This is a genomic window from Streptomyces sp. JLSY215 (genome assembly GCF_059682825.1).
This window is the reverse complement of sequence record NZ_CM185022.1, coordinates 1,963,287-1,979,345: the sequence shown is the minus strand read 5'-3', so window position 1 is coordinate 1,979,345 and position 16,059 is coordinate 1,963,287. Positions and strand designations below refer to the sequence as shown.

At 73.9% G+C, this 16,059-nt stretch carries 12 protein-coding genes; 7 read left to right on the top strand and 5 right to left on the bottom strand.

Annotated elements, in window-relative coordinates:
• The first annotated feature begins 91 nt into the window (after positions 1-91).
• The 3 genes from AC5677_RS08895 to AC5677_RS08885 all read left to right on the top strand — a co-directional run bounded on the left by AC5677_RS08895 (position 92) and on the right by AC5677_RS08885 (position 3,927).
• A complete protein-coding gene (locus tag AC5677_RS08895) occupies positions 92-1,003 on the top strand; it encodes a S1 family peptidase (protein ID WP_497194475.1) in 912 nt (303 codons plus the stop codon).
• Positions 1,004-1,281: 278 nt separating this feature from the next.
• A complete protein-coding gene (locus AC5677_RS08890; RefSeq protein WP_497194474.1) occupies positions 1,282-2,262 on the top strand; it encodes a slipin family protein in 981 nt (326 codons plus the stop codon).
• Between the two features lie 591 nt (positions 2,263-2,853).
• Positions 2,854-3,927, top strand: coding sequence for a S1 family peptidase (locus tag AC5677_RS08885; protein ID WP_497194473.1), 1,074 nt, complete (start codon positions 2,854-2,856; stop codon positions 3,925-3,927).
• A gap of 121 nt (positions 3,928-4,048) precedes the next feature.
• Here the strand turns inward: AC5677_RS08885 and AC5677_RS08880 are convergent, their stop codons facing one another.
• Both AC5677_RS08880 and AC5677_RS08875 read right to left on the bottom strand, forming a co-directional pair.
• Positions 4,049-4,489, bottom strand: coding sequence for a subtilase-type protease inhibitor (locus AC5677_RS08880; RefSeq protein WP_497194472.1), 441 nt, complete (start codon positions 4,487-4,489; stop codon positions 4,049-4,051).
• Positions 4,490-4,877: 388 nt separating this feature from the next.
• On the bottom strand, positions 4,878-5,537 hold the full coding sequence (locus AC5677_RS08875; RefSeq protein ID WP_497194471.1) for a TetR/AcrR family transcriptional regulator: 660 nt from the start codon (positions 5,535-5,537) through the stop codon (positions 4,878-4,880).
• A gap of 107 nt (positions 5,538-5,644) precedes the next feature.
• Here AC5677_RS08875 and AC5677_RS08870 point away from each other — a divergent pair, with 107 nt between their 5' ends.
• Positions 5,645-6,415: an SDR family NAD(P)-dependent oxidoreductase gene (locus tag AC5677_RS08870; RefSeq protein WP_497194470.1), complete on the top strand. Its 771-nt coding sequence runs from the start codon at positions 5,645-5,647 to the stop codon at positions 6,413-6,415.
• A 174-nt stretch (positions 6,416-6,589) separates the two neighbouring features.
• Here AC5677_RS08870 and AC5677_RS08865 read toward each other — a convergent pair whose 3' ends face one another.
• On the bottom strand, positions 6,590-7,696 hold the full coding sequence (locus AC5677_RS08865; protein ID WP_497194469.1) for a DUF3533 domain-containing protein: 1,107 nt from the start codon (positions 7,694-7,696) through the stop codon (positions 6,590-6,592).
• Between the two features lie 215 nt (positions 7,697-7,911).
• On the opposite strand from AC5677_RS08865, the gene AC5677_RS08860 reads away from it, so the two are divergent.
• Both AC5677_RS08860 and AC5677_RS08855 read left to right on the top strand, forming a co-directional pair.
• Positions 7,912-11,475, top strand: a complete 3,564-nt coding sequence (locus AC5677_RS08860) for a DNA polymerase III subunit alpha (RefSeq protein WP_497194468.1) — start codon at positions 7,912-7,914, stop codon at positions 11,473-11,475.
• Positions 11,472-12,551, top strand: a complete 1,080-nt coding sequence (locus tag AC5677_RS08855) for a DNA polymerase Y family protein (protein WP_497194467.1) — start codon at positions 11,472-11,474, stop codon at positions 12,549-12,551. Before AC5677_RS08860 ends, AC5677_RS08855 begins: the two co-directional genes overlap by 4 nt.
• Before the next feature lie 6 nt (positions 12,552-12,557).
• Here AC5677_RS08855 and AC5677_RS08850 read toward each other — a convergent pair whose 3' ends face one another.
• Positions 12,558-13,217 (bottom strand): pyridoxamine 5'-phosphate oxidase family protein, encoded by a 660-nt coding sequence (locus AC5677_RS08850; RefSeq protein ID WP_497194466.1) that lies wholly within the window; start codon positions 13,215-13,217, stop codon positions 12,558-12,560.
• Between the two features lie 301 nt (positions 13,218-13,518).
• Between AC5677_RS08850 and AC5677_RS08845 the strand changes: the two genes are divergently transcribed.
• Positions 13,519-14,388, top strand: a complete 870-nt coding sequence (locus AC5677_RS08845; protein ID WP_497194465.1) for an esterase/lipase family protein — start codon at positions 13,519-13,521, stop codon at positions 14,386-14,388.
• A 321-nt stretch (positions 14,389-14,709) separates the two neighbouring features.
• On the opposite strand, the gene AC5677_RS08840 is transcribed toward AC5677_RS08845, so the two are convergent.
• Complete coding sequence (locus AC5677_RS08840; protein ID WP_497194464.1) at positions 14,710-16,017, bottom strand: APC family permease; 1,308 nt, start codon at positions 16,015-16,017, stop codon at positions 14,710-14,712.
• Positions 16,018-16,059: the final 42 nt, after the last annotated feature.

Here is a 16,059-nt window from a genome sequence, read left to right as displayed (position 1 = left end):
AAACAGCACCGTGCGGATTGCCGCGTTCCCCTCGGCTGCGCCTCACCGGGCCGCCCACAGGCGGCCCATCCATCCCCCTCGGAGGAATCACGTGAGGAACGAGCGCACCACCCCACGCAGCGGCGTAGCGAGACGCACCCGGCTGATCGCCGCGGCGTCCGGACTGGTCGCCGTCGGTGCCATCGCCGTCCCGACCGCCGCCAGCGCCCAGAACACCGCCCCCGCAAGGACGTTCAGCGCCACGCAGCTCTCCGCCGCCGGCAGCGCGGTACGCGCCGCGGATGTCCCCGGCACCGCCTGGTCCGTCGACCAGAAGACCCACACCCTTGTGGTCACCGCCGACCGCACCGTCTCCCGGGCCGAGATCGCCCGGATCGAGCGGGCCGCGGGCAGCAACGCGGGCGCACTGCGCATCGAGCGCATCTCCAGCACCCTGCGGAAGTTCATCTCCGGCGGCGACGCCATCTACGCACCCAGCTGGCGCTGCTCGCTCGGCTTCAACGTCCGCAGCGGGAGCACGTATTACTTCCTGACGGCCGGGCACTGCACCGAGGGCAAGCCGCCCTACTACACCAACTCCTCGCACAGCACGAGCATCGGGCCGACCACCGGCACCAGCTTCCCGGGCAACGACTACGGCATCGTGAAGTACACCAACACCTCCGTCGCGCACCCGGGGACGGTCGGCAGCCAGGACATCACCAGCGCCGGCACCCCGACCGTCGGCCAGTCGGTCACCCGCCGCGGCTCCACGACCGGCATCCACAGCGGCACGGTCACCGGCCTGAACGCCACCGTCAACTACGGCGGCGGCGACATCGTCTCCGGCCTCATCAAGACCACCGTCTGCGCCGAGCCCGGCGACAGCGGCGGCCCCCTCTACTCCGGCACCAAGGCGCTGGGCCTCACCTCCGGCGGCAGCGGCGACTGCACCTCCGGCGGGACGACGTTCTTCCAGCCCGTGACCGAGGCGCTGAGCGCATACGGCGTGAGCGTGTACTGAGCGCCTGAACGAGGAGTGACCGGCCGGGGCCGATCGGGTCCGGCCGGGCTCCGTTGAGGGCCCCTGTCCGCCGGCGGACAGGGGCCCGACCGCGCTCGGGGACCTTTTCGACCACCCGCCGATCCGGGCATACCATGGCAATCAAGCGCCATTCGGACGGTGTACGCGGGTGCGCGAGGGTGCGTGACCGTGGATCGCGGTGCATGACGGTGCACGGCCGTGGATGCGGACGCCGGAACGGCTGGCGGAGGGCTTACGGCGCATGTCAGGGGGCCGTGATGGTCGCAGAACTGGTGACGGCCGGGGTCGCGCTGGCCTGCACGGGGGTCGTGTATCTCATGGCCGCGGCGCGCGTGGTCAAGCAGTACGAGCGGGGTGTGGTGCTGCGGCTCGGGCGGCTGGTCTCCGATGTGCGGCAGCCGGGATTCACCATGATCGTTCCGGGCGTCGACCGGATGCGCAAGGTCAACATGCAGATCATCACGATGCCGGTGCCCGCCCAGGAAGGCATCACCCGCGACAACGTCACGGTCCGGGTCGACGCGGTGGTCTACTTCAAGGTCGTCGACGCCGCCGACGCGGTCATCCGGGTCGAGGACTACCGCTTCGCGGTCTCGCAGATGGCGCAGACCTCGCTGCGGTCGATCATCGGCAAGAGCGAACTGGACGATCTGCTCTCCAATCGCGAGAAGCTCAACCAGGGGCTGGAGCTGATGATGGACAGCCCGGCCATCGGCTGGGGAGTGACCGTCGACCGGGTGGAGATCAAGGACGTCTCGCTGCCGGAGACGATGAAGCGGTCGATGGCCCGCCAGGCGGAGGCCACCCGCGACCGCCGCGCCCGGGTGATCAACGCCGACGCCGAGCTGCAGGCCTCGAAGAAGCTGGCCGAGGCGGCCGCGGCGATGTCCGACCAGCCCGCGGCGCTGCAGCTGCGGCTGCTGCAGACGGTGGTGGCGGTCGCCGCCGAGAAGAACTCCACCCTGGTGCTGCCGTTCCCGGTGGAGCTGCTGCGCTTCCTGGAGCGCTCCGGCCTCCAGGCGCAGGCGCAGACCGCACAGGCCGAGGCGCGGACGGCGCAGGCCGAGGCGGAGCTGCAGGACCACACCGAGCGGGCGACGGCGGAGCGGGCGACGGCCGTGGAGCCCGACGGCGTCGCCGACATGGCGGAGGGCGCGCTGCCCGCGGAGCTGGCGGATCTGCCGGACCTCGGGGGAACCGGCGGCCTGGACGCGGCACGGGGCTCCGAGCGCGGATGACCGCCGACGGCGGCAACCGGCCGCATCCGTAACCGGCCGCAACCACAACCGGCTGCATCCGTGGTCGAGCGCGCCCGCGGTCGAGCGCGTCCGTGGTCGAGCGCGCCCGCGGTCGAGCGCGTCCGCAGTCGTGCGCGTCCGCAGTCGGGGCTCACCCGCTGCCGCCCGGCGAGGACCGTATACAAGGACCGCCGGGCAGGGGGCCGCGGGCGGGCGCCGACAGGCACCGACGGGCACCGACGGGCGCCGACCGGCACCGGCAGGGACCGATTCCGGCCAGACGCCGCCTGCCGTACCGATATCCGCCGGTCCGTACCGGGGGACTCCGATATGCGGAAAGCGACGCGACCGGCGTGACCGCCATGTGATGGAACCGTGAACTCCCGTATGTGAGACCGGAACTCGGTCTTGTGCGCGAGGGAGAGGGATGGGGATACTCGGCCCCGCACGTTGACATGGACGCGACTCCCCGGAGCGCTGCTACGAAGTGCTGCTTCGCCGGGCCGGCCGTTCGTGTCCCGATTCCTCATACTCTCGGGCCCGCGTATCCCCCCACGGAACGGGCCCGTCCCCCCCACGGGAGGCACTGAGTTGAAGCACCGACGCATACCCAACCGGCGGGCGGTCCTGGCAGGCGCGGGAGCGCTGGCCCTCGCCGCCACCGCCACCGTCACCCTCGCCAACGCCAACGCGGCCCCCGCCCCGGCCATCCCGAAGGCGGCCGAGCTGACCTCCGGCGCGGCGACCGCCCTGGCGTCCCAGCTCAAGAGCGGCACGGCCGGTGCGTACTACGACGCCCAGGCCAAGAAGCTCGTGGTCAACGTCGTGGACGAGGCGGCGGCCAAGGCCGTACGGGCGAAGGGGGCCGAGGCCAGACTCGTCAAGCACACGCTCGCCCAGCTCGACGCGGCCCGGCAGACGCTGAAGTCGAAGGCGACCATCCCCGGCACCGCCTGGGGCGTCGACCCGGTCAGCAACAAAGTCGTGGTGACCGCGGACCGCACGGTCAAGGGCGGCAAGCTCGACCGGCTCACCCAGGTCACCAAGAGCCTCGGCGACAAGGTCGAACTCCGCCACAGCAAGGGTGAGTTCAAGCCCTTCATCGGCGGCGGCGACGCGATCTGGGGCAGCGGCGCCCGCTGCTCGCTCGGCTTCAACGTCGTCAAGGACGGCCAGCCGTACTTCCTGACGGCCGGGCACTGCGGCAACGCCGTCAAGAGCTGGTCCGACCAGCAGGGCGGCTCGGAGATCGCGACCACCGAGGACTCGAAGTTCCCCGGTGACGACTACTCCATCGCCAAGTACACCGGCGACACCGCGCACCCCAGCGAGGTGGACCTCTACAACGGCAGCACCCAGAAGATCACCAAGGCCGCGGACGCCACGGTCGGCGAGAAGGTGCAGCGCAGCGGAAGCACCACCCAGGTCCACGACGGCACGGTCAAGGCGCTGAACGCCAGCGTCAACTACCAGGAGGGCACGGTCGACGGTCTGATCCAGACGGACGTCTGCGCCGAGCCCGGCGACAGCGGCGGCGCCCTCTTCGACGGCGAGTCCGCGCTCGGCCTCACCTCCGGCGGCAGCGGCGACTGCTCCGGCGGCGGCGAGACCTTCTTCCAGCCGGTCCCGGAGGCCCTGCAGGCCTACGGCGCGCAGATCGGCTGACCGGTACGGGCTTGCAGGGAACGGCGGAACCGGCCGGCCCCGGACGCGCTCGGCGTCCGGGGCCGGTGTGACGAGGTCCCCGGGCGCCGCCGTCCGGCGCCCGGGGACCCGGTCCATACGGTCAGAAGCGGAACACCGCGTCCTGACCACCGTTCATCGTGCACGAGTTGGCGTAGGTGTAGGTGTACGACACCCGGTGGCCCTGCCAGACACCGTCCGCGGTGACCACGACCGGGTCCCACTCCTTGGTGCACACGCGCTCCGTCGCCGCGCCGGTCACGGCCGAGAAGTCGCCGTACACCGAACGCAGTTGGCTACAGGCGCCTCTCGGGTCGGGGTGGCTGCCGGTCGCCCGTGGCGCGCAGCTGAGGCTGACCGCGCGCTCCACCGTGGCCGTCGCGCGGCTCTCGCCCCGGCCGACGGTGAGCACCAGCTCCGTCGGGGCGTACAGCCCGCCGGACCGCACGGGCTGCGCCGGAGCCGTGGCCGCCTGCGCGGTGGTGGCCAGTGTGCCGAGAACCAGCGCCGCGCCGATGGCGATCGCTCCAGAGATGTACCGCATGACGAACACTCCCTTGCTCGTAGGTGCAGATGCCGGACGGGAGTCTGGCCCCAACCGCGCCCCGGCCGCACCTCCGGCGATTGCTTTGAGTCGATAGATGAAAGCGGTGGGTAATGGCGCGAACGAATGCGGCGGAGTTGTGACGACGATGTAACGGGATGATGTGCGGCCAGCGGGGATGCCGTACCCGCGGCCGCGGGCGAAAGGCGGCCGGGCGCGCTCGGAAGGGAGGAATCCGGCCGCCGACCGGTCGTTCGGGCGGGTGTCGATCTCCGCCCGATTGGCCGAAGAGGGGGGCCGGAGGCCCTCTCCGTCTGGGTTTCCGGCCGGTTTCGGGGCGGGGTCCGGGTTCGGTTTCGGGTTCGGGTTCGGGGTCGGCTCGGGGGTGCTACTCCGTGCGGCCGTCCAGCTCCGGCAGTCCCGCCGTCAGCGCCCGCATCCCGCGGGTCACCAGCTCCGCCGGCCCCTGCGGCCCGTCCTCGGGCTCATCGCCCGCGGCCCACTCCTCCACCGCGACCCGCATCGCGGTGTTCGCGGCCGCCGCGGCCAGCCGTACGGACAGCGGACCGGCGTCCGTCAGCCGCGCCAGGACCGGGATCAGGGCCTCCTCGGAGTCGTGGTGCACCCGGTGCCAGACCGCGCGCAGCGCCGGGTCGCCGGGCATCGCCCGCAGCAGCCCCCGGGTCACGTACAGCGCCTCCGTCGCCGGTGCGTCGGCGGGGGTCAGGGCCCGGCGCGCGGCCCGTTCCAGCGCCTCGCGCACCGGCGGCGCGTCCGGTCCGGTGGCGGGCGCGGCCAGATCGTCGATCCACTGCCGTACGCCGACGGCGAGCAGCGGCGCCACCGCGTCCTCCTTGGTGCGGAAGTAGCGGTAGAAGGTGCGCAGCGCGACGCCGGACGTGCGGGCGATCTCGTCGGCGGTGACCGCGGCGCCCCGCTCGGCGAACAGGGCGGCGGCGGTGCGGGCGATCTCCAGCTGGGTCTCGGCCTTGCGCCGCTCGGTCAGCGAGGGGCGGGCGGCGGTGGCGGGGCGGGGCGCGGTCGGCATGGGGCCAGCTTACGGAGTGGGGTGTCAGAAAGGCGTGACGCGCGAAGGTGGCACATCGTGCCATGTAGGCGTACGGTGCGGCTGAACCTCACGAATGGAGCAGCACCATGAACCGCTTTGACGGACGCCGCGTACTGATCACCGGAGCCGGCTCGGGCATCGGCCAGGCCGCCGTTCACCGGATCCTGGCCGAGGGCGGCCGGGTCGTGGCGGTGGACATCGACGAGGCGGGCCTCAAGCTCACCGCCGACCGCGCCGCCGCGGACGGCGTCGCCGACCGCCTGGTGACCGCGCCGCTGGACATCGCCGACGAGGCGGCGGTCCGGGCCGGTGTCGCCGCCGCCGTCTCCGGTCTCGGCGGCCTGGACGTCCTGGTCAACGCGGCCGGCATCCTGCGCTCCTCGCACACCCACGAGACCAGCCTGGACTTCTTCAACAAGATCATCGCGGTCAATCTGACCGGCACCTTCCTGATGATCCGTGAGGCGCTGCCCGCCCTCCTGGAGGGCGACTCCCCGGTGGTGGTCAACTTCAGCTCCACCTCGGCCTCGTTCGCGCACCCGTACATGTCGGCGTACGCGGCGAGCAAGGGCGGCATCCAGTCGATGACGCACGCCATCGCGAGCGAGTACAGCAAGCAGGGGCTGCGCGCGGTGTGCGTGGCGCCCGGCTCCATCGCCAGCAACATGACCAGCGGCCGCGGCCCGGGGCTGCCCGAGGACGCCGACATGAGCCTGTTCACCAAGCTCGCCCCGGCCATCGGCCAGGGCTTCGCGGGCCCGGAGACCGTCGCGGGTGTCATCGCGATGCTGGCCTCGCAGGACGGCGCGTTCATCACCGGCACGGAGATCCGCATCGACGGCGGCACCCACATGTGAGCCGGCTGAAACCTCCGCGGAGGTGACCGGGTGCCGGCGGGAAGGGCGCGGTGCCCGCGCGTGTGGCGTCGGGAGGGGCGCAGCACGTGCGGGTGCCGTGCCCTTCCCGGGTGCGCGGGGCGCGCGGCGCTGTCCGCCGGGCACGCGGCCGCCCGGCGCACGGCCGCCCCGGGCTCAGGCGGGCCGCCGCGCCCCGCCGCTGTCCGTGCTGTTGCTGTTGCTGTTGCCGGTGCCGTTGCCGCCGTTCCCGCCGTCGTCCTTCGTGCGGAGCATCGCGAGCACCATGGTGACCACGACGCCGCCCACCGCCCAGGCGGCCGGCACCAGCAGCGGCCCGGTCGTCGCATGGCCCGGGAAGTACGCGACGGAGCGCGCCGCCCAGGTGCCCGCGCCCGGTGGCAGCGCGGGGCCGATCGACCGCCAGAACGGTGGCAGCAGCGGGTACGGATAGGCGCCGCCCGCGCTCGGGTTGCCGAACACCACGATCACCAGGATCGCCAGGCCGATGCCGATGATGCCCAGCAGCGCCTGGAAGGCCAGCGTGGTGGCCCCGACGGCGAAGACGATCAAGGCGCCCAGCCCCCACAACTCGGCGATGCCGCCGGGCAGCGCGCCGAGGACCGGGCCGACGACGATCGCACCGGCCAGCCCGGCGACGACCGCATAGACCGCCAGCGCGGCCAGCCGGATGACCGCCCGCGCCCCGTTGGCGGGGCGGGCGCCGTGGCTGATGGCGAGGATCGCGGCGCACAGATAGCCGCCGACGCACCAGCCCACGACAAGGTAGAAGGACGTCAGACTGCGGGCGTCACCGCCGGCGGCCGGGACGATGTCCACCGTCCGCACGGTGCGCCGCTGTGACTTCTCCGCCGCCCGGACGACCACCTCGACGGCCTGGGAGAGCGAGGCACCGCCGCCGCTCGCCACCAGCAGCCGGTCACGGGTGCCGCGCGGATCGACGATCAGCGCGGCATCGATCGTCCGGTCCGCGATCCCCCGGCGCGCCTCCCGCTCCGAGGCCACCGTGCGCGGATCGAGCGGCGACCCGGGCAGCCGGTCGAGCTGCGCCACCACCCGCCCGCCGGCCTGCGCGGGGGCGACCACGCCGAGCGGCACATCCGTCGGCCGGGGGTGGTGGAAGGCGCCCGCGTACGACGTGATGAACGCGACCATCAGCCCCAGAACGCCGACCACCAGCAGCGCGGCCCGGGTCGTCACCGCGCTTTTGACCTCCTCGAGGAAGGTCATGCGGGTACGGGTGCCGTCGTCCGTGGTGGCCATGGCCCATATCTTCCGGGCGGTGGCGGGGGTGCGCAGATCGGACGGGGCCGATCGACGGAAGGCCGGGGCGGGGGACCGGGGCGGCGGGGACCGGGGTGACGGCGCGCCGTGCGGGCATATGTTCGTACGAATGTTCGAGTTACGCGTTATGGTGGAGGAAGAAACCAGGGGTACTCAGGATTAGCCGGGGGGCAGATGAGGCGCAGGAGGTGTAGATGCCCGGGTTCACGCATCTGCACACCGCTTCGGGGTTCTCCCTGCGCTACGGCGCCTCCCACCCCGAGCGGCTCGCCGAGCGGGCCGCCGAACGCGGGATGGACGCCCTCGCGCTGACCGACCGGGACGGCCTCTCCGGGGCCGTACGGTTCGCCAAGGCCGCCGCCGGGGCCGGTGTCCGCCCCCTGTTCGGCACCGAACTCGCCGTGGCGGAACGCGAGCCGGCGCGCGCAGCCGGCGCCGCCACCGCCCGCCGCCGTACCCCGGTGCGCGGCGGCGCCTTCGTCGACGAGTCCGGCGCCCGTGTCGTCTTCCTCGCCCGCGACGGCGCAGCCGGCTGGGCCGCCCTGTGCCGGCTGATTTCCGCCGCCCATGCCGGCCGCCGGGAGCGGCCCACGGTCCCCTGGGACGCCCTGGAATCGGCCACCGACGGTCTGACCGTCCTGCTCGGCCCGGACTCCGAGGTCGGCCGGGCGCTGACCGCCGGCCGCCCGGACCGCGCCGCCCGCCTCCTCGCCCCCTGGCGCGAGCTGTACGGCGACGCGCTGCGCCTGGAGGTCGTCGACCACGGCCGTCCCGGCAGCGGCCCCGGCTCCCCGCGGCTGGCCGCCCGCACCCTCGGCTTCGCCGTCGATCGGGGCATCCGCGCCGTCCTGACCAACGCGGTCCGCTACGCCGACCCCGGCCAGGGCCCGGTCGCCGACGTCCTGGACTCCGCCCGCCGCCTGGTCCCGGTCGACCGGCGCCGGCCCGAGGCCCGGGACGGCGGCGAGCGCTGGCTCAAGGGCGCCGCCGAGATGGGCCACGCCGCCGAGCGGATCGCCGAGGCGGCCGGGTTCCGCCGTGACCTCGCCCACCGGCTGCTCGCCGTGACCGAGGAGACCGCCGGCGAGTGCCTGGTCGACCCCCAGGACGACATCGGGCTCGGCCGCATCCACTTCCCCGAGCCCCGCCTGGTCGGCGCCGACCGCCGCACCGCCGCCCGGGTGCTGCGCTCCCGCTGCGCCGGCGCGATGGTGCTGCGCGGCTACGACCGCGACCGCGCGCGCTGGGAGCGGCTGCACGACGAACTCCGCACCATCGAACGGCTCGGCTACCCCTCGTACTTCCTGACGGTCGCCCGGGTCGTGGACGACGTACGGGAGATGGGCATCCGGGTCGCGGCCCGCGGGTCCGGCGCCGGGTCCCTGGTCAACCACCTCCTGGGCATCGCGCACGCCGACCCCGTCGAGCACGGGCTGCTGATGGAGCGCTTCCTGTCCGAGCGGCGGGCGGCGTTGCCGGACATCGACATCGACGTGGAGTCCGCCCGCCGGCTGGAGGTCTACCGCGCGATCTTCGACCGGTTCGGGGAGGAGCGGGTCGCGGCCGTCTCGATGCCCGAGACCTACCGCGTGCGCCATGCCGTACGGGACGTGGGCGCCGCGATGGGCATGGACCCGGCGCGGGTGGACCGCCTGGCCAAGGCCTTCCCGCACATCCGCGCCCGCGACGCACGGGCCGCGCTGGCCGAACTCCCCGAACTGCGCGGCGTACAGGAGGCCGGCGGCGAGCGGCTGTGGCAGCTGGTCGAGGCGCTGGACGCGCTGCCGCGCGGCATCGCCATGCACCCGTGCGGGGTGCTGCTCTCCGACGCCACGCTGCTGGACCGTACGCCCGTCGTGCCCACCGGCGGCGAGGTGTCCCGCGGCCTCCCGGGGGCGGGCGGGGGTGCCTCCGGCGGCGGCCTCGCGATGTCGCAGTTCGACAAGGAGGACGTGGAGGAGATGGGGCTGCTCAAGCTCGATGTCCTGGGCGTGCGGATGCAGTCCGCGATGGCGCATGCGGTCGCCGAGATCGGCCGGGCCACCGGACGCCGCATCGACCTCGACGACCCCGCGCAGGTGCCGCCCGGCGACCGGGCCACCTACGACCTGATCCGCTCCACCGAGACGCTCGGCTGCTTCCAGATCGAATCGCCCGGCCAGCGCGACCTGGTCGGCCGGCTCCAGCCCGCCACCTTCCACGACCTGGTCGTCGACATCTCCCTCTTCCGGCCGGGGCCGGTCGCCGCCGATATGGTGCGGCCCTTCATCGAGGCCCGGCACGGCCGGAAGGCGGTCCGCTATCCGCACCCCGACCTGGAGGAACCGCTGCGCGAGACGTACGGGGTGGTGGTGTTCCACGAGCAGATCATCGAGACGCTGCGGATCATGACGGGCTGCGCCCGGGACGAGGCGGACGAGAAGCGGCGGGCGCTGTCGCATCCGGAACTCCAGGGGCGGGTGCGCGCCTGGTTCGCGCAGCGGGCCGAGCGGCGCGGCTACCCCTCCGACGTGATCGCGCACACCTGGGAGATCGTCGAGGCCTTCGGCGCGTACGGCTTCTGCAAGGCCCATGCGGTCGCCTTCGCGGTGCCCACCTACCAGTCCGCCTGGCTCAAGGCCCACCACCCCGCGGCCTTCTACGCCGGGCTGCTCACCCACGACCCCGGGATGTACCCGAAGCGGCTGCTGCTCGCGGACGCCCGGCGGCGCGGGGTACCGGTGCTGCCGCTGGATGTGAACCGGTCGGCGGTCGCCCATCGAATCGAACTGGTGTCCGGTGCGGGGGGTTCCCGTGGCGTCTGGGGGCTGCGGCTCGCGCTCTGCGACGTCCACGGGATGAGCGAGGCCGAGGCGCGGCGGATCGAGGCCGGGCGGCCCTACCGCTCGCTCCAGGACCTGTGGCAGCGGGCCCGGCCGTCCCGCCCGGTGGCCGAACGCCTCGCCCGGGTCGGCGCGCTGGACTCCTTCGGCGCCAACCGGCGCGATCTGCTGCTGCACATCGCCGAGCTGCAGCACCGTCAACGGAGCGCTCCCGGAGGACAGTTGACGCTGCATACGGATCAGGAGGCGCACACCGATCCGGTCGAGCCCGCGGGGCTGCCCGACCTGAGCGATGTGGAACGGCTCAGCGCCGAGCTGGGCGTCCTCGGCATGGACGCCTCCCGCCATCTGATGGCCGACCACCGGGAGTTCCTCACGGAGCTGGGTGCCCTGCCGGCCCGGCTGCTGCGCGGTGCCCGGCACGGCGAGACGGTGCTGGTCGCCGGGGCCAAGGCGGCCACCCAGACCCCGCCGATCCGCTCCGGCCGCCGCGTCATCTTCACCACCCTCGACGACACCACCGGGCTGGTCGACTGCGCCTTCTTCGAGGACAGTCACGAGGCGTGTGCGCACACCGTCTTCCACTCCTGGCTGCTGCTGGTCCGCGGGACGGTCCAGCGCCGCGGGCCGCGCAGCCTCAGCGTGGTCGGCGCGGCCGCCTGGAACCTCGCCGAACTGGCCGAACTGCGCCGCGAGGGCGGCCTGAAGGCGGTCACCGCGCGGCTGGCCGCGGGCCCGGACCGCCCGGCCGCGGCGCCCGCGGAGGAACCGGGAAGGGAACCCGGGCCGGACGCCGCCCCGTCCCCCGCCCCCGGCCGCACCATCCGCCTGGAGACCGGCTACGAAATGCACCCGTGGGCCGACCTCCAGCCGGCCGGCGAACGCGCCGCCACCGGCCGCAAGCTGTGGCACTCCAGCCCGGGGAGCGCGGGATGAACACCACATCGCCCGCCGTGCCCCCGGGCCCTCCCGGTGCAAGCACGCTCCACGTCCGCTTCCGGACCGCCGACGCCACCCCCGTCGGCGCCGGCCGGTACGAGCAACTGCTCCGACTCCTCGCGCAGTTCACGCCGGTGATCGAGGCGCTGCCGCCGGACGCCGCGCTGGTCGACGTCCGTGGGGCGCTGCGCTATTTCGACCGGGACGCGGCGGGCATCGCCGAGCTGATCCGGCTGCGCGCGCTGGCGTGGTACGGCATGCGGTGCACGATCGGCATCGGCGCCAACCCGCTGCTCGCGCGGATGGCGGCCCAGGGCGCGCCGCCCGGCGAGATCCGGTCCGCCCCCTCGGACGGCGCCTCCGTCGCCTCCTTCCTCGCCCGCCGCCCGGCCTCGGCGCTGTACGGCGTCGGGCCCGCGACCGCGCGCACCCTGTGCGCGTACGGACTCGACAGCATCGAACGGATCGCCGCCGCGCCGCCCGCCACGCTCCAGCGGATCCTCGGCGCGAAGACCGGCCGCGCGGTGTACGAGCGGGCCCGCGGCATCGACCCGACGCCGGTGACGCCCAACGCCCCGTCCCGCTCGATCGGCGCCGAACACCGCTTCGTGCACGACGAACTGGACCCCGTACGCCGCCGCCGCGCCCTGCTCTCGCTCGCCGACGACCTCGGGGCGCGGATGCGCGCGGGCGGGCGGGTGGCCCGTGCCCTCACCCTCACCGTCCGCTACGCCGACGGCTCCACCACGACCCGCACCCGCCGGCTGGCCGAACCGACCGCGCACGGCCCCGCGCTCACCGCGGCGGCCTATGCGCTGCACGCCGCGCTCGGCCTGCAGCGGGCGCGCGTGCGGTCCCTGGCGCTGCGGGCGGAGGATCTGTGCCGGGCCGAACGCGCCGCGCGCCAGCTGACGTTCGACCCCGTCGACGACAAGGCGCACCGCATCGAGGCGGCCGTCGACCGAGCCAGGGCGCGCTTCGGGACCGGCGCCGTACACCCGGCGGCGAAGCTCGGCGGCGGCGCCGGGCCGGGAGCCGGCGCCGGACCCGGCCGCGGGGCCCGGTGGGCGTAGGGCTCCTCAGCCGCCGTAGAGCAGCTCCGTGTACCGCGGACCGTAGTGAGCCTCCAGCTCCTCCAGTGGTATCTCCGTGGCCTCGAGCTGCTTCACCATCCGGGCTCGCGGGGGCAGGGCATCCGGCTCCCAGGTCTCCGGCTTCCACAGATCGGACCGGAGAAAGGCCTTCGAGCAGTGGTAGAAGAGCTCCTCGATCTCGACCAGCAGCGCCAGCCGCGGGCGGTGGCCCTTGACCGTCAGCTCGTCGAAGAACGGCGCGTCCCGCAGCAGCCGGGCGCGGCCGTTGATCCGCAGGGTGTCGCCGCGCCCCGGAAGGACGTAGAGCAGCCCGACCTGCGGATTGGCCAGGACGTTCAGGAACCCGTCCACGCGTCTGTTGCCGGGGCGGTCCGGGATCACCAGTGTCGTGTCGTCCAGGACATGGGTGAACCCGGCCGGGTCGCCCTTGGGCGAGACATCGCACCGGCCCTGCGCGTCCGAGGTGGCGATCAGGCAGAAGGGTGACCGCGCCAGCCACTGCCGGTCGAGGGCGTGCAGCCGATGCCGGGTCTTGTGCGCGGCGTGTGCGCTCGGTTCGCCGACCAGATCCCGCAGCTCGGCCGCGGACGTCACCTCCGTGAGCTGTGCGGTGTCCGTGCCCTGTGGCTGCCGAGCCGTCCCCATCACCGTCTCCCCTCGTCACGCGCGGTCGCCCGTGGTCGCCCGCATCGTCTTCGACCCTACGGGACATCTCTGACAATCGGCCCGGCCGCGACGCCCGGGGCCGCCCTGCGTCGGAACGTCGCATACCTGTACGTCCGGTGAAGGTTGCGTGTCGCTTCCTTCACCGTCGTGCGACTGGTCCATTCTGCTTACCCAGCCGTAACTTACTAGACAGTCAACTGCGTTGGCCCTTGCGATCCGGATCGCAGGTGAACGGCTCACCGAGCACTTCGGAGTCCCCTCACCCCGCAAGGAGCATCGTATGAAGCTGCGCTGGTCACGAACGCTGGCCCTGTTGCCCGCCCTTGCCCTGGCACTCGGCGTCACCACCGCCCCCGCATCCGCAGCAACCGCCCCCGCACCCGCCGCCGCGGCCGGCAGCGGCTGGAACAACTTCTCCTGCAAACCCTCCGCCGCGCACCCCCGCCCGGTGGTCCTCGTGCACGGCACGTTCGGCAACTCCGTCGACAACTGGCTGGGCCTCGCGCCCTATCTGGTCGCCCGTGGCTACTGCGTCTTCTCCCTCGACTACGGCCGGCTGCCCGGCGTCCCGCTCTTCTACGGCCTCGGGCCGGTCGACGCGTCCGCCCGGCAGCTCGCCGCCTACGTCGACCGGGTGCTGGCCGCCACCGGTGCGCCCAAGGCGGATCTCGTCGGCCACTCCCAGGGCGGCATGATGCCGCGCGTCTACCTCAAGTTCCACGGCGGCGCGGACAAGGTGAACACGCTGGTCGGCCTGGCCCCCGACAACCACGGCACCGACCTGAACGGCCTGACCCGCCTCCTGGACCACTTCCCCGACGCCAAGAAGTACCTCGGCGAACTGACCCCCGGTCTGACCGACCAGATCGCCGGCTCCGACACCCTCAACCGCCTCAACGAGGGCGGCGACACCGTCCCGGGCGTGCACTACACGGTCATCGCGACGAAGTACGACGAGGTCGTCACGCCGTACCGCTCGGGCTTCCTCGACGGCCCCGATGTCCGCAACGTCGTGCTCCAGGACCTGTGTCCCGTGGACCTGTCCGAGCACGTGGCCATCGGCACCGTCGACCGCATCGCCTTCCACGAAACGGCCAACGCCCTCGACCCCGCCCACGCCACCCCGACGACCTGCGCATCGGCCTTCTGACCCGGGCCGGCGCACCGCATCCACCACTGCCGCCCGGCCGGGAAGCCGCCCGCGGACTCCTCCCGGGAGGCGCGGGCCCCGCCACGGGAGCCGATCGCCGCCCTCGGCGGAGCCCAGGCGCCGGGTTCGCCCGCCTGCCCGGCGCCGAAGCCCTGCCGTACGGGGCGGCGCGGCGGCCGGAGCCCGGCCGTCGGGTCAACCGGCCGGCGACGCCCCCTCGGCGGCGCCCAGCACCGCATCCGTGCACCGCTCCGCCAAGCCTGCACGGGCACCGTCGCCCGCCCGCCCGCTGGAGCCCGTACGTCCGACTGCTGCGCCGGCTCAGCCGCTGACCCGCCGCCCCGTTCCCCCGCGCACCCGGCGCAGCGTCAGAAAGGAGAACGCGGCCACCGCCAGCAGAACGGGAATCAGCAGCAGCCGTCCCGAGAACGCGAGCACCACCGTCGTCAGCACGGCACTGGCGGCCACGCCGCAGCACAGGGGAGTGCGGCGCGGCAGCAGCACCAGCGCGGCGGCCAGACCGGCCAGCGTCACGGCCGCCAGGCAGGTGGCGGTCGCCTCCATCAGCACGGGAAGACCGGCGCCGCCCCACCGGGCCGCCGCCGCCACGAGCACGGCGGCGATGCCCAGCACCGCGAGCGAGCGGCGCGGCACCTCGCCCGGCCCGCCGCCCTCGGCCAGCCAGCGGGGCGCCGCCCCGTCCCGGCCGAGCGCGGCACCGAGCCGGGAGGCGCCGGCCAGATAGGAGTTGACCGCCCCGAAGGTGAGGAAGAGCGCCGCCGCCGCGGCGACGGGGCGGGCCGCGACGCCCACGCTCTGCGCCAGCAGATCGGTCAGCGGGGTGTCGGTACCGGCCGCGGCCGGACCCAGCGCGCCGATCGTGGCGAGGGCCAGACCGAGGTAGAGCACGCCGACGACGGCGAGGGTGTTACGGGTCACCCGCGGCAGGTCCCGCCCGGGGTCGGCGAATTCGCCCGACAGATGGCTCGCCGCCTCCCACCCCGCGAACGCGAAGAACAGCACCGAGGCCGCCGAGCCGACCGACGTCCAGCCACCGGGCATGAAGGGGGTGAAGTGCGCGGCGGTGACGTGCGGGGCGGCCGCCGCCACCGCGCACAACAGCACCGCCGCCAGCACACCGCCGAGCATCAGCTGCACCCGCCCCGACATCCGCAGCCCGAACGCATTGGACGCCAGCGCCCCGGCCAGCACCAGCCCGCCGACCGCCGCCGCGCCCGCCTGGCCCCAACCGGCCGCGTCGGCCACGTACTTCCCGCCGATCCAGGCCGCCGAGACCACCCCGATGGGCACCGCCCCGTAGAACCACCACCCCACGACGGCCGCCGCCCGCGGCCCGATCGCCCGGTGGACGAAGGTGGCCACGCCCCCGCCGTCGGGGAACCGTACGCCGAGCGCCGCGAAGGAGGCGGCCACCGGCACACACATGGCCAGCAGGACGGCCCAGGCCAGGACCGAGGCGGGGCCCGCCGCGTCGGCGGCCAGGGACGGCAGGGTCAGCACACCGGGGCCGAGCACGGCACCCGCGCACAGCGCGGTACCGCCACCGACGCCCAGCCGCCGTACATCCGGCCGTGCAGAAACGGGAAGGGTTGTCTTTTGTGCGGTCACAGTTGCCGAACGTAACCGTCAACATGATCGACTTGGCTTCTC